Source organism: Ensifer sp. 22460 (assembly GCF_052044935.1).
In the GTDB taxonomy this organism is placed as follows: Bacteria; Pseudomonadota; Alphaproteobacteria; order Rhizobiales; family Rhizobiaceae; genus Ensifer.
In genome coordinates, this window is the sequence record NZ_JBQENZ010000023.1 from 75788 (window position 1) to 94596 (window position 18809).

Here is an 18809-nt window from a genome sequence, read left to right on the forward strand (position 1 = left end):
GGCAACTGCACGATTTTCGCCGGACCGGACAGGCTTTTTCAATGAAGCGAGGCTACGATTCTTCGGCGGTTCAGTCCTGCAGGCAAACCATGCATTCAAATGGCTATTGTCGCGCTGGTTTCGCCGTTTAGCAGTCGCCTCAGGTGGAAGCTCGCAAGCCGATCATCGGAGTTTCGACCAACGAGGGCTGCAAATGACGCGATCGCATGGGGATTACCCGCCTCCAACTCTTCGAAAGCTTGCAAATACGCCTGCGTGTCTGGACTGGCGTATTGCGCCGGCTCAAGCGGCTCGAAAGCGTGGATCGGCTCGATTCTGCCTCGAAGTAACAAGTTGCCAACCGGGCGACCACAGAACGCCTGCACCCGTGCAGCCAGGCTGCTGCTGACGCAGATACGTGTGCCGATCGTTTTGTTGGCCGCCTCCAATCGCGCGGCGACATTGATGGTGTCGCCATAAGCACTATAGTCGAAAAACCGCCCTCCGCCGAAGTTGCCGACGACAGCGGTGCCCGCGTGTGCACCGATCCGAGTATAACCAAGCGCTATTCCCTTTCTGCGCCATTGCTCGCGGAAGGACGACGCGAACACATCGAGATCGAGACAACAGGCGACGGCGCGACCGGCGTGGTCCGGCTGATCGGCCGGCGCTCCGAAAAGCACGTGCAACGCATCGCCGATGATCTTGGCTACCGTACCGTCGTGGGCGAACACGATGTCGGTCATACCGACGATGTAGTCGTTGAGTAGTTGTCCCAGCACGTCCGGCTCGATTGTTTCCACCAGCGCTGTGAAGCCGGTTAGGTCGGTAAAGAGCGAAGCGACCTCTCGACGTGCGCCGCCGAGGTCAAGTGTCTCAGAGCAGTTTGCGAGGCGCTCGGCGAGGTTGGGCGAGAAGTAGCGGGAAAGCGACGCATGCGCCCGTTCGGCCGCGCTCTGCCGACGCTGTGCTTCGCGCAGCGTTTCCACATGGTGGATCGTCTTGCCAATCGTCGCCTCCAGATCGGCAAAATCGATCGGCTTCGTTACGAAGTCGTAGGCGCCGCGGTTCATCGCGGTGCGGATATTGGCCATGTCGCTGTAGGCGGAAACGATTATCGTCGATAGATCCTCGTCCCTCTGCTGAAGCTTCGCCAGCAGCGACAGGCCATCCATACGCGGCATGTTGATGTCGCTCAGCACAATATCCACGTCGTGGTTGGCAGCAAGTACGGCCAAGGCTTCAACTCCGTCGTGGGCGAACAGGAAACGCAGTGACCCGTCACGGATCTGCTTCCTGAATTTCTGGACAAGAAGCATCTCCAGGTCCGGCTCGTCGTCCACAACGAGTATGCTTGTATTCATGTGGCGCGCCCAACTCGACTGTTGATTTCTTCTCGCAACGCGATGAAGTCGATCGGCTTGGTCAGCAACGCTTCTGCGCCACATTCCATGGCTCTTCGCCTCGTGTCCGGATCGCCATAGGCAGTGACCACTATCACCGGCACGTCGGGCCTCATGCTCCTCGCCTTTGGCACCAGTTCAAGCCCGCTCATCCCCGGCATGTTGACGTCGGACAGGATGAGAATGAGCGTAACGTCGCCTGCATCGGCGATCCGCTTGAGTGCGGCTGAAGCTGATCGCGCGAACTCCATGCCGAAGCGGCCAGCGCGCAGGTCATGGCGGAACTGTTGTTTGAAAAGCAACTCGACATCGGGCTCGTCATCGACCACCAGAATGAGGAGGCTCATGATCTGCCCTCCGGCGCTGACATCGCCGGGGTGTTCCGCGGCAGTCGGATGCGAAACTCGGTGTAACGACCAGGTTCTGTATCAACCTCGATGGAACCTGCATGCTGCTTGACGATGATGTCATGGCTGAGCGACAGGCCGAGGCCAGTCCCCTCGCCAGCAGGCTTGGTTGTGAAGAAAGGATTGAACATCTTCTCCCGCACCTCTGGCGGGATTCCGACGCCATTATCGCGGATAGTGATCTCAACGCTGTCTCCGAGGTTCCTGGTCACCGCCGCGAGCGTCGGCTCATAACTGTCGCCGGGCCCTGATGCCGTGCGTTTACTCGTCGCATAGAAGCCGTTCGAGATAAGGTTGAGAAGCGCGCGTGTGATCTCCTGCGGGTACAGGTCGACCTCTCCGGCCAGCGGGTCGAACGATTTCTCCAGCGTGATCGTGAACCCTTGCTTCTCGGCCCGAGCTCCATGATATGCGAGATTCAGGCTCTCCTCGACGATGACGTTGATATTGGTTCGCCTGCGCTCGCCCGCCCCCTGACGCGAATGCATAAGCATGTTCTTGACGATTGAATCGGCGCGTTTGCCATGCTGTATGATCTTTTCAAGATTACCCTTTATCGTCTCGGCGAGCGTGTCGATTTCGCAGCGCCTTGCACCGTCGGCTACCGCGCCGTCGAGCGCCTCCTGTAGTTCTTCGAGCAACTCGACCGACAGCGCCGAGAAATTATTCACGAAGTTCAACGGGTTCTTGATCTCGTGCGCAATTCCGGCAGTCAGTTGTCCGAGCGAGGCAAGCTTTTCCGTCTGGATCAATCGGTCCTGCGTAGCCTTTAGTTCTTCGAGGGAGTGCGACAGTTCCTCGGTTCTTGCTCGCACTTCCTGAAAAAGACGCACATTCTCGATGGCAATCACGGCCTGGTCGGCAAAGGTAGATGCCAACTCGATCTGCTTGTCCGTGAATGGCCGCACCGTGGAACGTGTCAATGCGAGCACGCCGATCGGGCTTCCCTCGCGCAGGAGCGGCACGCCAAGTACGGTACGAAACCCTCCAAGTCTTTGCGCTTCCGGCATGGCGTAATCGGGATCGTCGAGGACGTCGGCCACCTGAACCGGCCGGATCTCAAGCAGGGTTCGCCCGACTATGCTTCCGCGCCCCGGCTCCAGCGGGAGCGCTCGGAAGTATTGGTCGAATTCCTGCGAGAAGCCATAGCTGGAGACTGGATAATGCGCGTCACCCATTGGCCGGGTCATCGTCGCCATGTCCGCCTCGCAAAGACGGGTAGCGGAGGCCACCAGAGTATCCAAAACCGATTGCAGGTCGAACGCGGAGCGGCTGATGACCTTCAGGACGTTAGCCGTCGCGGTTTGCTGTTCTAGCGCCTCGGCCAGTTCGGCCGTCCGCGCCTTCACCTCGTCGAAAAGCCGCACGTTCTCAATCGCTATGACCGCTTGGTCGGCAAAGGTCTGGAGAAGGTCGATCTGCTTTTCGGAAAATGGCTTGACTTCAGCTCGGCGTATGACGAGCCCACCAATAGCTTCCTGCTGTCGCAACAAGGGCGCGGCTAAAATCGTGCGATGCCCCATCCGCACCGCCATGCTCTGGCCTTCCGGGTATTCATCGGCGTCAGCCGTCAGGTCAGGCACGTGAACAGGTTTTCTGTCAACGACGGCCCGTCCGGTCACCCAGCCCCGTGACACTGGCCAGCCGACGAAATCGATCGGAATTGGCCCGTGATGCGCCCTCAAGTAGAGAGTGTCTCCATCCTTTAGGAAGATGGCCGCATCATAGGCCTCGCAAAGCCGCACGGCCGATTCGACAAGCGTATCAAGTACCGTCTGGAGATCGAAGGCGGACCGACTGATGACCTTCAGAACATCGGCTGTCGCAGTTTGTTGCTGCAGCGCCTCCTTGAGGTCGAGATTCCGTTCTTCCAAATCGGAAAACAGTCGAACATTCTCGATTGCTATTCCGGCCTGATCGGCGAAGGTCTTGAGAACTTCGACCTGGCGATCAGGGAACAATCCTGGTTCGCTTCGTGCCACAACAATGGTTCCGATCGGCACGCCGCTGCGTATTATGGGCACCGCCACCAGGCTTCTGTAGTTCGAGGATTGACTGCCGATGACGGTGTAGGCCGTGTATTCCGGATCAGCGCGCCAATCTTCTATCTGCTCTACTGATCGGCTGAGGATCGAACGGCCGGCCGCACTGCCTCGACCGGGCGGGGCTGGAAGCACCGCACCTTCGGGTTCCAGCCGGTGGCGCGCCACGAAATGCAACAGTTCGCCATCATAGCGAAACACGTGGCAGAACTGCGCACCGCAAAGACTGGCTGCGCGCTGCGCGATCGTGTCGAACACGGGCTGCGCGTCGGTAGGTGAGGTCGAAATGACGCGAAGTATTTCACTTGTCGCCGTCTGCTGTTGGAGCGCCTCGCCAATCTCTCGGTTGTGCGCTTGCGCCTCCTCGAAAAGACGAACGTTCTCGATGGCGATCACTGCCTGATCAGCGAATGTTCGCAGCAGCTCAACCTGTCGCTCTGGAAAGAAACCGATCGCACGCCGAGTGACGGCGATCGATCCAATCGGACGCCCCTTTCTTAATAGCGGCACGCCCATGGCGCTACGGTACGACACAATCTTCGCCAGCTGTAGCATCTGATAATCTGGGTCGGAAAAGACGTCGGGGATCTGCTCGATGACACCGCTGATAAAAGCTCTGCCCGTGACGTTGCCTTTACTTGGTCGCTGCGGAAACCGGGCCCGTACCGCTTCAATGCCTTCGCGCGATATGCCGTGATAGGCAACTGGGTGTAGGAACTCTCCGTCGAACTGAAATACGAAACAAAATTCCGCCGCGCATAGCCTTGCTACGCTTTTCGCTATCGCATCGAAGACGGGCTGCGCTGAACTGGTCGAGATCGGGATGACTCGCAGTATTTCGCTGGTCGCCGTCTGTTGCTTAACGGTCTCGTCAAGCTCCCGCTTCAGTAGTTTGACCTGTTGCCTGAGACTGACGCTTGAGTCATCCGCCTCGCGCCCCTCCACTGCAGTGTCCCCCATGCAATCAGCTTGCGTCGAGTGCTACCGTCCCCACCACGGGGTACGCCACGGCCGGTACGGCTGCGAGGATGCATAGAATACTCTATCTGATCGGTGGTGACGAGGTTACTGCCATGCTCTTTCGAAAATGCGATACTCACCGCTTTTGCTCTCGAACACCTCGATCTCGACGCTTGAGCCGGAGCAATTCCTGGAGCCGAGGGTCTGTGCCATATCTCGGCCTTCGCGGCCAGTTAAAGCCGACGAAACGAGACCGCCCATAGGGCGGGCTAGCTGACAGGGTGGAGCAATCGCACATGATCAAGCTCGAGAAGATGCGCGACCTCAACATAGATGCGAGCACCCGTTCGCGCTGCTCACACTTAAGCGCCGCAAGCGGGCTCGAATGCGTTGATGCGGCGCTATACGTGATCGCGGATGATGATCTGCACCTCGGTGTGTTTCCTGCTCGCGGATCAGGACCGGGTCACTTGATCCGGTTGTTTGACGGCGATTTGCCCGATGCGACTGTCGATCGAAAGGCAATGAAGCCGGACCTGGAGGCACTGATCCACGTTCCTCCGTCCCGCGGGTTTTCGTTTGGAGCTCTCTTTGCAATTGGCTCAGGATCTCGGCCGAACCGCAAGCGAGGTGTCTTGCTGGATCTGCGCTCGCGGCGGCATAGCCACTCCTCCGAAAAGCGTCGATCTGTCGTTTATTCTTGATCCGATCGCGGCAGAGTTTGGTCAGCTCAATATCGAAGGCGCAGTCGCGGTTGGACGGGAGCTGCGATTGTTTCAGCGGGGTAATAAACGGCACAACGACAATGCCATCGTTCGCTACCCGCTGCCTCCGGTCCTGGACGCGCTTGAGAAGGGACGAGGTGAGGGGTTGACACCCGTCGGGATCGAACGTTTCGATCTCGGCGCCATCCGAGGAACTCCGTTCGGCTTCACCGATGCCGCGGCGCTGCCCAATGGAGATATGATTTTCAGCGCCGTCGCGGAGAATACAGACGATGCGTACCTCGACGGTCCATGTCTCGGTGCAGGCATTGGAATTATCGACGACCTGGCAATCTCGTTTCGTTTGACCATCTAGAATACCCGCACAAGATCGAGGGCATTCACGCATGCCGAGAAGGCGAGACCGTGGAGTTGCTGTTGGTGACTGATGCCGACAATCCCGATATCCCCGCGGGGCTGTTTTCTGCGCGGATCGTCCCGTAGGGCATCCGCGGATCCGACCTCGTGGCGTCTGTTACCTCGAGCGGGGCCGCCCGAAGGTCCGGTCTACGAAATTCTTGAGTGCACGATCCGAGACGGCGAGCTTCTCGCTGCGCTCGCGGCTAACTTCGTGCGTCATTTGCCGTGCGATCAATCAGAGCAACAAATGACGCACTGTTCCCGGGCGTATCGATGCAATGGGTCTCGGCCGCGGGATTTAGCCCCGGTTTCAGGCGGCCATCAGCGCTGAACGGCCAAGCTTTGGCGAGACACGTACGTGGATCAGTTCGCTAACGAGCTCGACGAGCGTCTGCGTTATTATGATTGCGGGAAGCATGGGGGAACGGCAAGGCTAGCGGCCCTGGTAAGCAGGTATCGCCGTCGGTCTCCCAGCCGAGACTGCGCTTTTGGGAGGCAGACGGTTGGCCGCGCCTCGGCTCTCGCCAGCACCGGCGCATTTACCCGGTCGCAGCTGCGCCAGCAGGTGCCAGCCCGTACCGCACAACTGCTGCAGCGCTTGAGTGGTCTGGCGGCTTTGGTGAAGGGGCATCGCTGCCGGACAGCCGCGGCAAAGCTCCGACTGCGGACAGAAGTAAGCACTCGGCGAGGGATTGAGCGCACAAGGGATTGACGCAACGCCCGTTAAAGAAGATCGCATAATGTATCGCCGGGAACCACGATGGCGATATTGTAAGGGTCGCCTCTGCTGTGGAGACGGCTGAAGTCCATTCGCGCGGTTTGGCGGGCGACCGGTGAGACCCTATGCTGCTTCGGTTTCGGCTTCGTAGTGCGCGAGGATTTCCGCGCCGGTGGCGATCCAGACGTCGTCACGCGCGGCGATCTCGCTGAGGAAATCCCGCAGTATCCGCCACCGCATCGGCCGGCCGGAAACCTGCGGATGCAGGACAAGCGTGCTCACGCCGCCCCACTCGTGGGTTCCGACAAACTCCTCGCGCCAGATGGGTAGGATAGCGTCCCGCCCGAAGAGCGGGCGCGCATCCAGCCGACCGGTGATGCCGAAATTCCAGTCGTCGAAGGCGTAGTTGACCGGAATTTCCACCGGGCCCGGGCGGCCGTCCGCCAGACGGTGACGATAGGGGCGGATATCGTCGCGGAACGATGAGGAATAGCGCAGGCCCCGTTCGCAAAGATAGGCGAGAAGCTCGGGAAAATTCTCGCCGGATGGCGCACGATAGCCGACGGGTGTGATGCCGAGCCGGGATTTCAGCGCTTCGAGGCCGCGGTCGATCTCCTCCTTTGCTTCGTCCAGCTTGTTGCGATCCGGGCATTTGTGCAGGTAGCCGTGATGGGCGATCTCGTGTCCGGCAGCGACAATCGGTTCACACGCGGCTGTATGGGCCTCGACCGTCCAGCCGGGAATAAAGAAGGTCGCCTTGAGGTGCAGCGTATCCAGCAGTTCGAGGATCTTTGTGATTCCGACCCGGGCGTCGTAGCCGCCGAGTGAGGTCGTCACCATCCGGTCGACATTGGCGTGGTTGTTGCCGATCCAGGCAGTCTCGGCATCGACATCGAAACCGATAAAGAGGGCGCTCTTCTTGCCGTAGGGCCAGTCAAAAACCGGGGCTGGTGACGCCGGGTTGAGTGGGCGAGGGCTGAGATCGTAGGTCATGAAACTTCCTTCTCAAATGAAGACCGGCGCTTCGGGTTCGTCCGCGACCAGCAGGTCAGAAAGGCCCCGGCAGTCCGCGCGTTCCTCCAGCACGCCCACGAAATCGGCGAGTTCCGCGATACGAGCCGCAGGCAATGCCATCGACGCGAGGCTGTCGAATTTGGCACGGATGGCGGTGTCCCTCATCGGCCGCTCGCTGGAGCCGGTGGCGCGGGGCACCATCGCCGTCCTGCTTTCGCCATCAGCGAAGATGACGGTCACCTCCGGCTCGGCCATCTGCGGCATCTGCGCATCGGGATGAAAGCGGAAGCGGCCGAGAACATCGGCGATGCGCGAATCGCCGCGGGCGGCGGCGGAATACTGTTCGAGGTCGACGCGGCCGAAGACCAGGAGCGCCGCCAGCGCATAGCCGAGGCTCATTTGTGCGCCCGCTAGTGTTTCCAGCCGCGCCCGGCCGCACATGTCCATCAGGAAGGAGCTGAGGCGGACGTCAACCCGCGCGATATCCGCGGCAGTGCGGCCGGTCTCGGCAAGGATGTCGCCGACAGCGTCGATGGCGGAATGCGCGCCGCGGCAAGCAGCGTAGGGCTTGAGCGAGGCCCGTTCAATCTTCCAGTTCGTGCCCAGCCCGGCGGAGAGTTCGGCGGCATGCCCGACATCCCGGACATAGGTGCGGAAGTAACCGCCCCAGACATCGTCGAACACCTGCGAGGGACCGGAAAAGCCGGCGCCGGCGAGATCGGCGGCGAGAAGTCCGCCTTCAGCCGCCCGGCCCGCGTGGACCTTCTTCGCTTGGCTGCCATCATGATTGAAGGCCCACAGGCCAGAGGAAAAGCTGGTGGCCAGCGTCAGGGCGTGGCGAAAGACGGCGCTGTCATAGCCGCGCAGCCGGGCGACCGCTGCCGCGGCCGCGAGCGTGCCACAGGTGCCGGTGGAGTGCCAACCGGCACCATTGTGCACGCCGTAGCCGCCGGATGCATCCAGCACCCGGCGGCCGACCTCGTAACCCGCCGTCAGCGCGCAAATGAGATCGCCGCCGGAAATCGGGGCCTCGCAGGACGGAAGAGCTGCCAGTAGCGCGGGCAGAACGACGGCGCCTGTATGATCGCAGCCGCCGGAATCGTCGAGTTCAAAGACATGGGTGGCCACCCCGTTGGCGAGGGCCGCGTCGCGCGGCCCGGTTCGCTGTGGCGAGGCCAGAAGCGGTGTTGTTCCCCCTGGTGCGACGAGCGCACGTACCTTGCGGAATTCGATGGAGCGAGTGCCAGCGAGTGCTGCGCCGAGCGTATCCAGAAAATGGGATTTGGTACGGGCGGCGATCCGGGCCGGTAGATCGGCAGGTGCAAGTCGGGCGCAGAAATCGGAAAGCGCCTCGACATGTGTCAACGCTTGCACGCCGCTTCGGGCTACATCGGGCATCATGGTATCCTCGTTCGGGCAGGCGAGGGGAGCGGCCCGGCAGACCCGCCGGGCCGTCCCGTGATTATTTTGCGGCTTCGCCGTTGATCATCACGCCGTCGAGCGTGCTGGCGGCGAGACCATATTTTTCGAAGATCGCCTTGTATTCGCCGGAGGCCATGAGGGCTTTCAGGGCGCCGGCAATCGCGTCACGCAGCTCGGGCGTCTGCTTGGAGAAGCCGATGCCCTGGTAGACTTCCGTAAAGGGCTCGCCGACGATGGTGTAGGTGTCCTTTTCAAGCTGCAACAGGTAGGGCAGGGTTTCCGAGCCCTGGACCGCGCCGTCAAGGCGGCCCTGCTTCAACTGGGCGCGGGCGTCGGCCGAGCCTTCCGTACCAACGATAACAAGCGCCGGCTTGCCGTTGGCTTCGCAATTGGCGGCGCTCCACTTCTTGGCCTCATCCGGGAAGGAGGTGCGACGGCTCATGCCCACTGTCTTGCCACAGAAGTCGGTGAGTTCTTTGAATTCTTTGCGTTTGGCCGAGGTATAAAACTGCGCGCCGGAGCTCATATAGTCGACGAAGTCCATGGTCTCGCGCCGTTTGGGCAGGTCGCTCATGCCGCTCAAAACAAGGTCGGCGCGGCCGGTGTTCAGCGAAGACACCATTTGCTCGAAACCGATCTCGGACCATTCGATCTCGGTGCCGAGCTGCTTGGCCAGCGCCTTGCCAAGCTCGATGTCGACGCCCATCAGTTCGTTCGTCGCCGGGTCGCGATATTCCATCGGCGGATAATTCGGCGTGTTGGCCACTACAAGCTTGCCCGCGGATTTGTATTTCTCCGGCAGATCCTGTGCGTGGGCGGTAAAGGCGAGCAGGCACGCCGAAGCGGCCAGAGTTGCTTTTTTCATCGTAGTTCCCATCCTGTCGGTTTTTTACGGTTATCGTTGCACAGCCTTGAGAAAATCGGCGGTGCGGGGGTTGTCGGGTTGGGTCAGGACCCGCGCCGAAGGGCCGTGCTCAATCAGCCGCCCGCCGTCCATGAAGGCGACGGTGTTGCTGACGTTGCGGGCAAAGCCCATTTCGTGGGTGACGACGATCATCGTCATGCCGGAGGCGGCGAGATCGTTCATCACATCGAGCACCTCGGCCACCAGTTCGGGGTCGAGTGCGGAGGTCGGCTCGTCGAACAGGATGAGCGAGGGACGCATGCCCATCGCTCGGGCGATGGCGACGCGCTGCTGCTGGCCGCCAGAAAGCTCCGAGGGATAGTTGCCGGCCTTGTCGGCAAGGCCGACGCGTTTCAGGAGTTCCATCGCGTGTTCGCGGGCGGCCTTCGGGCTTTCGCCCAAAACCTGTACCGGCCCTTCGATCACGTTTTCCAACGAAGTCTTGTGCGGGAACAAGTTGAAGCGCTGGAAGACCATGCCGATGCCCCGGCGCTGGCGGGCGATTTCCACGTCGCTCAGCTCATAGAGCCTGTTGCCGTCGCGGCGGTAGCCGATCAGTTCGCCATTGGCCCAGATCGCGCCGGAGTCGATGCGTTCCAGAAGGTTGATGCAGCGCAGGAACGTGCTCTTGCCAGAGCCCGAGGGGCCGATGATGCAGCTCACCTCCCCCTTACGCACTTCCAGACCCACCTCATTGAGCGCCTTGAATGTGCCGAAGCTCTTGCAGACGTCAACGGCCTTGACCAGGATTTCGCTTGTCATGTGCTCCCCCTTCAGATCGTCGTGCGCCCGCGGGTGCCGCGGGCGTAGTAGCGTTCGATCCGGGATTGGATCAGGGAGAGGACGGTGACGATCGCGAGATACCAGAAGCTTGCGACCATCAGCAGCTCCAGCACGCGGGTATTGGCGTAGTAGATCACCTGCGCATTGTGCAGGATCTCCGAATACTGGATCACCGAGGCGAGCGAGGTGAGCTTGACCATGCTGATCACCTCGTTCCCAACAGGCGGAACCATGACGCGCATGGCTTGCGGCAACACGATGCGGCGCAGCGTCTGCATTCCCGTCATGCCGATCGTCCGAGCGGCTTCGTACTGGCCGGCGTCCACGGACAGGAGGCCGCTTCGCACGACTTCCGAGGTATAGGCGCCCTGCTGGATGCCCAGGCCGAGCATGGCGGCGACGAAGGGCGTCATCACCTCGACGGTGTTGAATTCGAACAGGCCGGGAATGCCCATCGTCGGGAAGATCAGCGCGAGGTTGAACCAGAGCAGCAGTTGCAGTAGCGCCGGCGCGCCACGGAAGATCCAGACATAGACGAGCGCGATGTATTCGAGCACCGGATTGCCGGAAATGCGCATGATCGCGATGAGGACGCCGAGTGCGATGCCGAGCGACATCGCCGCGACCGTCATCAGCAGCGTGTTCCAGATGCCCTGGATGATCACGGGGGCGAACAGGAATTGGCCGACGACCGGCCATTCGATCTGGCCGACGACGAAGGCGCGGATCAGGAGCGCCACCAGCAGCAGCACGATGGCGGCGAAGACCTTGCGCCCCACATGCCTGCGCGGGACGAGTTCAAGATGGGCGATGTCATGGGCATCGCGGCTGGATTGCGGAAGGGGCGTGTCGGTCATGCTTCCTCTCCCGTTAAGGGGACAAGGGCAACACCCGAGAGATCCAGTTCGGCCCAGGCACGCTGCTCTTTGCAGGTGTCGGCAAAGGCCGCGATCTGCTCGCGCACGCGGGCGGGAGCGGTTCCCCCCTGGCCGAAACGTTCCGCGAGCGCCCGGGCTGGGTCGATCACCTTAAGCACATCCGGGGTCAATGCATCATCGATGTTCGGCAGGTCGGTCTCGGTCAGCCCGTCAAGGTCCATGCCGCGCTCTTCGCAGTAACGTACGGTGGCGCCTGAGATCTCATGCGCGTGCGAGAAAGGAATGCCCTGCCGCACCAGCCAGTCCGCCACCTCGGTTGCCAACGTGAAGCCGCGTGGTGCGTCGGCGGCCATGCGTTTGGTGTCGAAGGACAACGTCGCGACCATGCCGGCGAAGGCAGGCAGGATCAGGTCGAGAAGATCGATCGTCTCAAAAAGCGCGCGCTTGTCCTCGGCGAGATCGCGGTTGTAGGCGAGCGGCATCGCCTTAAGAGTGGCGAGCATGCCCGCAAGATTACCAATCATGGTGCCCGACATGCCACGCGTCAGTTCGGCGATGTCGGGATTCTTCTTCTGCGGCATGATCGACGAGCCGGTCGAGTAGGAATCGTGCAGCTTCACCCAGGCGAACTGGCGCGACGCCCAGATGCAAATCTCCTCCGACAGACGCGAGAGGTTCACGCCCAGCATCGCGGTCACGAACAGGAATTCCGAGACCACGTCACGGCTCGCGACGGCATCAATTGAATTCTCGCAGGGACGGGCGTAGCCGAGATCACGCGAAGAGCTTTCGGTGTCGCGGGCGAAAGCCGAGCCGGCCAGCGCGGCGGCGCCGAGCGGCGAGCGGTCGAAGCGGCGGTCCCAGTCGATGAAGCGCTCGACGTCGCGGCTGAGCGACTGTGCGTGCGCCATCAGGTGATGGCCGAGCGATATCGGCTGAGCGGGCTGAAGGTGGGTGAAGCCCGGCATGACCGTCTCGATATGCTCATTCGCCTGGGTGGCGAGTGCGTCCTGCACCGCAAGGACCAGCTTCACCAGTCGCCTCGCCGTGCGGCGAAGGTAGAGGCGGGTGTTGTTGGCGGTCTGGTCGTTGCGCGAGCGGCCGGCACGCAGCTTGCCGCCGAGGGCACCCAGCCGCTCGATCAGCAGGCGCTCGTGGAAGGTGTGAAGATCCTCATCCGAGGCTTTCGGCTTTTCGCGGCCGGCCGCGACATCGGCCGCGATCGTATCGAGCGTTTGTAGCATCCGCGGCAGTTCGTCCTCGCTCAGTACGCCAGCGCGCGCAAGTTCGCGCGCATGGGCGCGAGACCCAGCGATGTCTTCGGGGGACAGGCGGAAAAAGCTTGGACTGCTTCGCGAGAGCGCCGCGAGTTCCGGAGAGGGACCGCTTGAAAATCGGCCTCCCCAAAGCGATGTCGCTTGTTCTGTCATGACAGTCTCCCATTTCGGTAATTATGTTCCCGAGATGAGGTTGCCTTTTAGGGAACGCTTGCACAAACGCGAAAAAGCGATACCGTTATGACGAAACCGACTAGCCCATTGCCAGAGAATGCCCTTGGTTCATACCTCCATACCACTGCCTTCCATGACTGCCCTTCGCGTGATGCTGGCGATTGCGGAGCGAGGCTCGACGACGGCGGCTGCGGAAAGCATCAACCTGTCGCAAAGCGCCGTCAGCAAGCAGTTGCTGACCCTCGAAAACCTTCTCGGCGCGCAGATGTTCACGCGAAAGCCGTCGGGCATGGTGCCGACAGACCTCGGCCACATCTATTTGGAACAAGCGCAGGTGGCGATCAAGGCGATGGAGGAGGCCGCTTTCCGCGCGGCAAGCCTGCAGCCCGATTCCCATACGCTTCGGCTGAAGGTGTTGCCCATCCTCGGCGACCGCTGGCTCCTGCCGCGCTTTTCCGACTTCAATCAGAAACACCCGGATATCGACGTCCAGTACACCACCTTCGCGACTGACAACCCGGCGGCTCAGCCGGACGCAGTGTTCCGCTTCGGCCGTGGGCCATTCGCGAACGAACACTCGGTCTACCTCTTCGGCGAGGATGTCCGGCTCGTTTGCGCACCCGCTTATCTCGCGCGGCTCGGCATTTGTGAGACCCTGGAGGATGCGGCGCGCGGCGTCATCATCGAGCATCCGGGAACTCCGCTGCGCTGGATCGACATGGTGGGGGAGCATGGGAGACCGGACCTCGAGCCACAGGGCGTCATGCGCTTCGACTATTATACTCTGGTCCTTCGCGCCGCGATCTCCGGGCAGGGCATGGCCCTCGTTCCACCACAGCTGGTCGAGGAGGAACTGAGGGCCGGAAGCCTCGTCAATCCCGGGGGGATTGGCTACGCATCCAAGGTCGCCTACTGGTTCACCACCCCAACGGACCGCAAGCCTTCATCGGCGCTCAAGGCGTTCCAACGTTGGCTAATGACGCAGGTGGAATAGGGGAGCGGGCGATGGAAAAGGTGACGATACGGCAAGCAGCCCCGGCCGACGCGGATGCAATCGCGGATTTCCACGTGCGGGTCTGGCGACAAACCTATCGCGACCTTGCTCCACCCGAGATTTGCACCGCGCTCGATGAAACCCGTCGCCGCAGCACCTGGCGCGAAAGGCTCACAGCGAACGATCCCGACCAGATCGTGCTTCTGGCCGAATTGGAGGGAAGGCCGGTCGCGATCGGCGCCGCCGGCGCGCCCTCAGCCGGGATCTTTGGCGATCTCGGCGAGATCAAAAACCTCTACGTCGATCCGGATGTCAAACGCCAAGGCATCGGCCGCCTATTGTTCTCCAGGCTTGCTTTGCATTTGCGGGAGAGAGGATTTCCCGGAGTTGGGCTGGGCGTGGTCGACGGCAACGAACCTGCGATCGCTTTCTACCACGCGCTCGGCGGCAAGCGGGCCGGGGAATACATGGATGCCGGGCCGATCTGGCGCTCGCGAAATATCGTCTTTGTGTGGGCTGACAGTTTGGTGCTCTGAACGTCTCTGGCAGTCAACAGCTCGCTTCCAAAGGCGGGGGATGTGTCTCGGATTCCGGTCCAAAGCGGACCTTCAGCCTCACAACATCCGCCAACCTATTCCTAGCGCGGCTGACAAGGCATGTTCATCCAAAAATCCGGCGTCTAATCCTGGCCGGGAGGCGGTGCGGTTCTATCTGATCATGCAGGTGCCGAAGAGACCGAAGGACCACCACTGATCGTATCAGACCGACCAGCCAGTTCGACGAAGCCCCAGCAGGGAGTTTTCGATGCCTCTGTTCATTGTGCGCCATCGGCACTCACCCGAAACCTGTCCCGCACGCGATCCGGCCAAGGGCGCGATGCTGTTGAGTCATTTGAGCCGGCCGAGCGCTGCCCGCCACGGTGTGCTGATCAAGGGGGAAGCTGTTGCGCAGGGCTCACATTCACTGTTCCTCATTGCCGAGGCAGCGGATGAGACAGTGCTTCAGGCTTTTTTGACGCCTCTCCGTCAAGCCGGCGAGGTCGAAGTGACGGCAGCGATGACCTGCGCTGCGATGGTTTCGAGCGGCGGCTGTGATGGGCGCCCGGTGGACGTGTCTGCAGAGGTGGTCAACCCCGCAGATGCGTGCCAGGATGCCATCGAGGCTGGCCTTCTCATTCACAGCGTTAATCCGTTGAATGGCGAGACCTCGGTGCCGGACCTTGCAGGCGGTGCCGTGATGCCGAACGGTCGCTTCTACTTGCGTAACCACTTCGATATTCCCAACCTTGGCGGTGATAACTACCGGCTGTCGATCGGCGGGCTGGTCGAACGGCCACTGAAACTGAGCATGAGGGAGCTTCACAACCTTCATGCGGAGAGCCTCGTGGTGACACTGGAATGCGCCGGCAACGGCCGCAGCCTATTCGATCCGGCCGTACCCGGCGAAGCCTGGGGTCTGGGCGCCGTCAGCACCGCCGAGTGGACCGGGGTTCGCCTGATGGAAGTGCTTGAGCGCGCGGGCCTGCGACCCGGGGCGACGGAACTCACCTTCCGCGGTGCCGACAGCGGGGTCGTCGACGGGCACGGCGCGCCGGTTCGTTTCGAACGTGGCTTAAGCTTGGGCCAGATCGGTGAAACGGATGCGCTTCTTGCCTACGAGATGAACGGCGAGCCACTGTCACCACCTCATGGCTATCCATTGCGGCTGATCGTGCCCGGTTGGTATGCGGTGGCGTCCGTCAAGTGGCTGACCGAGATCGTCGTTACCGACAAGCCTTGCGAAGCGTACTATCAAGCGGAGAAGTACTGGTACCATTGGGTGCGCAACGGGTATGACGAGCGCGCGCCGGTGAAGCTGATGAATGTGCGAGCGCTGGTATCTTCGCCTGATAAGGGGGAGACCCTGCCGCGCGGCGAGACCGCGATCCGGGGTGTCGCATGGTCGGGCGTCGGGAGCATATCCAGGGTCGATGTAAGCCTGAACGACGGACCTTGGTGCGAGGCACGGCTCGTTGGCGAACGACGACGGGCTGCCTGGCAATGGTGGGAGTTGATCACACGACTTGAGGAGACGGGGCCACTCACCGTGCGGGCACGCGCCACCGACACGGCGGGCCGGACTCAACCTGAGCACGCGGATTGGAATCGTCTGGGCTATGGCAACAACTCGATCCACTCTGTAACAGCACAGATAATCTGAAGCGGGAAAGCAGGTGTTTTCAAACCAGAGTCGTTACATGTGCGGTGCAAAGGCTCTTTTGATTTCAGCGATGACCGCCCGGGGCGCGCCATCGCCGCCACCTTCGAGCGGCGCGAGATTGGCTGTTCAGCGTAATTGGCCTCGTGGAGCGGTCGAACAATTCGGCCCGCACCTCGGATTCCAGCGCTTGAATCTGTTGGCTGACCGCGTTGTTTCCAGTCGAGGTACGCATGGAACTCGAGCATTCCCTGGCGACTTCATCAAGAAAGCTGTCAGCGTCGTCGGCCAGGCCGCGAAGTCGCCCATCGGCCAGGCGATCGGGGGCGTGCTGACCCAGGGGTCAAGGTTCTGGGCGTCGCGCTCACCGATGATGAGAGCTGGGTTGTTTCCGCTGAAGGACCAGCTTATTGGCGTTTTTCCCGATTGCGGACGGCGGAGCCGAAATCGGCATGGTTGGCTCACCCGCAGCCTTCAGGATCTGCCGGTTCAGGGCAAGGCTTTCACAGTGAAGCTACCGACGAAAGCAAATCCTTTGCCGAGCTCCAAAATGAGAGAGCGTAGGTGCTCAAGCCGGCCTTGCTCGAGTTCGCGCGCGGACATCGCCGGGCCGAGAGCGAGAAAATCGAAGCTGCAGGGGTCTCAACTCCTGCGCCAAGTCGGGCTGAGGTGCCGGCAATGTCCGACCAAAGTTGGCCAGCGCCTTTCCCTGTCGCTAATACAGACCACTCATCGATCTGATGCACGAGAACGTTGCGGCTCCACCCATGTTCTACGGCTCGGCGCGCATACCATGGCCTCTCTTCCTCGCTTTTCAGGGCTTCGACGAGCTTGACGTTATGACCCCAAGGCAATCGTGCAACAAGTTGTTGCACGATTTGTTCGTCAGGGAACAGAAAAGGCGCGCATATATTTGAGGTTTCGTGGCGAAAGTCCCGTCATCTCAGGGAAATCGCGCCGAAGATCCACGGCGAGCCAATCGATGACCCCGTGCCCCATCCCTCGACGTTTGACGCGCCATGCGTGAGTCTTTAGCAGACCGGGATCGCAAAGCTCTACTGATCACAATTGCGAGGCGCACCACTTTTCATGTGACGACAGCAGGCGCGGGGCATCGGTTCGGTTCCGTAGAAGGCGAAGAAGCTGGTCCGACATCGTGCTCATGCCAACTGCGGTCCACGCTCAACGACGGCTTTGCGCCGTCGCGCTCATTCTGGAATGGTCGGTGGGGTCAGTTCCCAAGAGCATGTGTTCCCCGAAGCGAGTTTCCCGACCCACGCTACTCGCCTTTGCTGGAAAGCAATTCGTCGAGCTGCTCCAGCTGTTCCGGCAATGCGGCCGCCGAGCCCTGTAGTGCTTCCTCAAGCGCCTCCTTGGACGGATAAATTTCGTGGAAAGTCAGCAGCGTCTTCCCGCCCTGGTCCTCGAAGGTTACGGTCGTGACCGCGCCCGCTTCGCCCTCGTCGTTGGTCCAGACGATGCGCTCGTTCGGCACCACCTCAAGATACTTGCCGTAGAAGGCCATGGTGTCCGAACCGCCGACGCCGAATTCCAGCCGATATTTGCCGCCGGTACGGACGTCCATATCGCACGATACGAGCGACAAGCCGGATGCCGATCTTGGCACCCACCAGCGCTGGAACAGCTCGGGCTGGCTCCACGCCCTGTAAACCGTGCTCGGCGGAGCATTGAATGTCCGCGTTACGACAAGTTCGCGATCCCCTCTGCGCTCGACTGACATGCGGCTCTTCTCACCACCTGGGTTAACTTGCTGATTCATCGCTTCCCTCCTTTTTCATTTCGCTGATGATTTCGTCCAATGCTTCGAAGCGGCCTCGAAGAGCTTGCGATGCGCTTCGATCCACTCGGCCTCTGCCTTGAGGCCGCGTTTCCCAAGCTTGCAGGTTCTCACCCGTCCGACCTTCTGCGTGACGACGAGTCCCGCCCGCTCGAGAACCTGGATGTGCTTCTTCATGCCGGTCAGTGTCATCTGAAACTTATCCACGAGACTGGTGATCGACGCGTCCCCTCGCCCAAGCTGATCGATTATCCCGCGGCGGGTCGCATCGGACAGCGCCGCAAATGAGAGATCGAGGGGAGGAATGTCAGCTTTCAGCGCCTGCTCCCCGAACGTAGTCGGCCTGCTAACAGCCCCCACTTCCAACAAGCCAAGTTCAAGCGACGCCCGATAGGGGAATTGGAACAACAGGTCGTTGGTTCGACCCCCTTCAAGGCAAGGCAAGGCAATTGTCGATCGTGGGGCATTCAGGTTTCAACTGGATCATAGACAAGTGGGTAGCTGTTTCCTCCCCCCAAAGAGGCCTCAAGCGTAGCGAGGCCGGGGCGATCCAACCACGTCGTGTGTGTGTCCCCATGGAACCTTTTGGCATCAGATCTGATTTTATAGTCACTTCACGGATGGAGCGAATTAATGGCGAGACCCCAAGTGCAGTGATGCATCGACGAGTGCTACAGCTGCTGTTCCGTCTGTTTCTGGACCCAGTGCACAGACGGCGGGCGCTTGGCCGACATGA

17 protein-coding genes and 3 pseudogenes are annotated in these 18809 nt (G+C 61.1%); 6 read left to right on the forward strand and 14 right to left on the reverse strand.

Features of this window, described 5'->3' with window-relative positions; genetic code table 11:
- Positions 1–95 precede the first annotated feature (95 nt).
- From ACTJKM_RS25275 to ACTJKM_RS25285, 3 genes are read right to left on the reverse strand one after another with little or no spacing between them, the layout of a single operon-like run.
- Positions 96–1343: an adenylate/guanylate cyclase domain-containing protein gene (locus ACTJKM_RS25275; RefSeq protein ID WP_440661192.1), complete on the reverse strand. Its 1248-nt coding sequence runs from the start codon at positions 1341–1343 to the stop codon at positions 96–98.
- On the reverse strand, positions 1340–1729 hold the full coding sequence (locus ACTJKM_RS25280) for a response regulator (RefSeq protein WP_058327925.1): 390 nt from the start codon (positions 1727–1729) through the stop codon (positions 1340–1342). The genes ACTJKM_RS25275 and ACTJKM_RS25280 overlap by 4 nt, the downstream gene beginning before the upstream one ends.
- Positions 1726–4776, reverse strand: a complete 3051-nt coding sequence (locus ACTJKM_RS25285; RefSeq protein ID WP_245296158.1) for a GAF domain-containing protein — start codon at positions 4774–4776, stop codon at positions 1726–1728. Before ACTJKM_RS25285 ends, ACTJKM_RS25280 begins: the two co-directional genes overlap by 4 nt.
- Before the next feature lie 329 nt (positions 4777–5105).
- Here ACTJKM_RS25285 and ACTJKM_RS25290 point away from each other — a divergent pair, with 329 nt between their 5' ends.
- Together ACTJKM_RS25290 and ACTJKM_RS25295 are read left to right on the forward strand one after the other, a co-directional pair.
- Complete coding sequence (locus tag ACTJKM_RS25290) at positions 5106–5495, forward strand: DUF6929 family protein (RefSeq protein ID WP_440661240.1); 390 nt, start codon at positions 5106–5108, stop codon at positions 5493–5495.
- On the forward strand, positions 5389–5871 hold the full coding sequence (locus tag ACTJKM_RS25295) for a DUF6910 family protein (RefSeq protein WP_440661194.1): 483 nt from the start codon (positions 5389–5391) through the stop codon (positions 5869–5871). The genes ACTJKM_RS25290 and ACTJKM_RS25295 overlap by 107 nt, the downstream gene beginning before the upstream one ends.
- An 885-nt stretch (positions 5872–6756) precedes the next feature.
- On the opposite strand, the gene ACTJKM_RS25300 is transcribed toward ACTJKM_RS25295, so the two are convergent.
- The 6 genes from ACTJKM_RS25300 to argH all read right to left on the reverse strand — a co-directional run bounded on the left by ACTJKM_RS25300 (position 6757) and on the right by argH (position 13064).
- Positions 6757–7626, reverse strand: coding sequence for a polysaccharide deacetylase family protein (locus tag ACTJKM_RS25300; protein WP_058327923.1), 870 nt, complete (start codon positions 7624–7626; stop codon positions 6757–6759).
- Positions 7627–7638: 12 nt separating this feature from the next.
- Positions 7639–9045: an MmgE/PrpD family protein gene (locus tag ACTJKM_RS25305; protein WP_440661195.1), complete on the reverse strand. Its 1407-nt coding sequence runs from the start codon at positions 9043–9045 to the stop codon at positions 7639–7641.
- A 64-nt stretch (positions 9046–9109) separates the two neighbouring features.
- Positions 9110–9934 carry an ABC transporter substrate-binding protein gene (locus tag ACTJKM_RS25310; RefSeq protein ID WP_058327921.1) on the reverse strand — a complete coding sequence of 275 codons (825 nt, stop codon included), beginning with the start codon at positions 9932–9934 and terminating at the stop codon, positions 9110–9112.
- 30 nt (positions 9935–9964) lie between these two features.
- Entirely contained in the window at positions 9965–10735 is a 771-nt protein-coding gene (locus tag ACTJKM_RS25315) for an amino acid ABC transporter ATP-binding protein (protein WP_058327920.1), read from the reverse strand.
- 11 nt (positions 10736–10746) lie between these two features.
- Complete coding sequence (locus tag ACTJKM_RS25320; RefSeq protein WP_058327919.1) at positions 10747–11613, reverse strand: amino acid ABC transporter permease; 867 nt, start codon at positions 11611–11613, stop codon at positions 10747–10749.
- Positions 11610–13064, reverse strand: a complete 1455-nt coding sequence (gene argH, locus ACTJKM_RS25325; protein WP_058327918.1) for an argininosuccinate lyase — start codon at positions 13062–13064, stop codon at positions 11610–11612. Before argH ends, ACTJKM_RS25320 begins: the two co-directional genes overlap by 4 nt.
- Before the next feature lie 154 nt (positions 13065–13218).
- Between argH and ACTJKM_RS25330 the strand changes: the two genes are divergently transcribed.
- The 3 genes from ACTJKM_RS25330 to ACTJKM_RS25340 all read left to right on the forward strand — a co-directional run bounded on the left by ACTJKM_RS25330 (position 13219) and on the right by ACTJKM_RS25340 (position 16278).
- The gene (locus ACTJKM_RS25330; RefSeq protein ID WP_440637650.1) at positions 13219–14079 is read left to right on the forward strand and encodes a LysR substrate-binding domain-containing protein; all 861 of its coding nucleotides are present in this window, start codon (positions 13219–13221) and stop codon (positions 14077–14079) included.
- Between the two features lie 11 nt (positions 14080–14090).
- The gene (locus ACTJKM_RS25335; protein ID WP_113512543.1) at positions 14091–14615 is read left to right on the forward strand and encodes a GNAT family N-acetyltransferase; all 525 of its coding nucleotides are present in this window, start codon (positions 14091–14093) and stop codon (positions 14613–14615) included.
- A gap of 268 nt (positions 14616–14883) precedes the next feature.
- Entirely contained in the window at positions 14884–16278 is a 1395-nt protein-coding gene (locus tag ACTJKM_RS25340; RefSeq protein ID WP_162764668.1) for a sulfite oxidase, read from the forward strand.
- 64 nt (positions 16279–16342) lie between these two features.
- On the opposite strand, the gene ACTJKM_RS25345 is transcribed toward ACTJKM_RS25340, so the two are convergent.
- Positions 16343–16510, reverse strand: coding sequence for a LysR family transcriptional regulator (locus ACTJKM_RS25345; protein WP_245296155.1), 168 nt, complete (start codon positions 16508–16510; stop codon positions 16343–16345).
- Between the two features lie 116 nt (positions 16511–16626).
- Here ACTJKM_RS25345 and ACTJKM_RS25350 point away from each other — a divergent pair.
- Positions 16627–16792, forward strand: a pseudogene (locus ACTJKM_RS25350) (ISL3 family transposase); the annotation flags it as partial.
- Here the strand turns inward: ACTJKM_RS25350 and ACTJKM_RS25355 are convergent.
- From ACTJKM_RS25355 to ACTJKM_RS25370, 4 genes and pseudogenes are all read right to left on the reverse strand, one after another.
- On the reverse strand, positions 16765–16878 hold the full coding sequence (locus ACTJKM_RS25355; RefSeq protein ID WP_245296154.1) for a DUF1016 domain-containing protein: 114 nt from the start codon (positions 16876–16878) through the stop codon (positions 16765–16767). The pseudogene ACTJKM_RS25350 and the gene ACTJKM_RS25355 overlap by 28 nt on opposite strands.
- 185 nt (positions 16879–17063) lie before the next feature.
- Positions 17064–17150 (reverse strand): annotated as a pseudogene (locus ACTJKM_RS25360) (hypothetical protein); the annotation flags it as partial.
- 404 nt (positions 17151–17554) lie between these two features.
- A complete protein-coding gene (locus ACTJKM_RS25365) occupies positions 17555–18055 on the reverse strand; it encodes an SRPBCC family protein (protein WP_058327915.1) in 501 nt (166 codons plus the stop codon).
- Positions 18039–18391, reverse strand: a pseudogene (locus ACTJKM_RS25370) (ArsR/SmtB family transcription factor). Before ACTJKM_RS25370 ends, ACTJKM_RS25365 begins: the two are co-directional and overlap by 17 nt.
- Positions 18392–18809 lie beyond the last annotated feature (418 nt).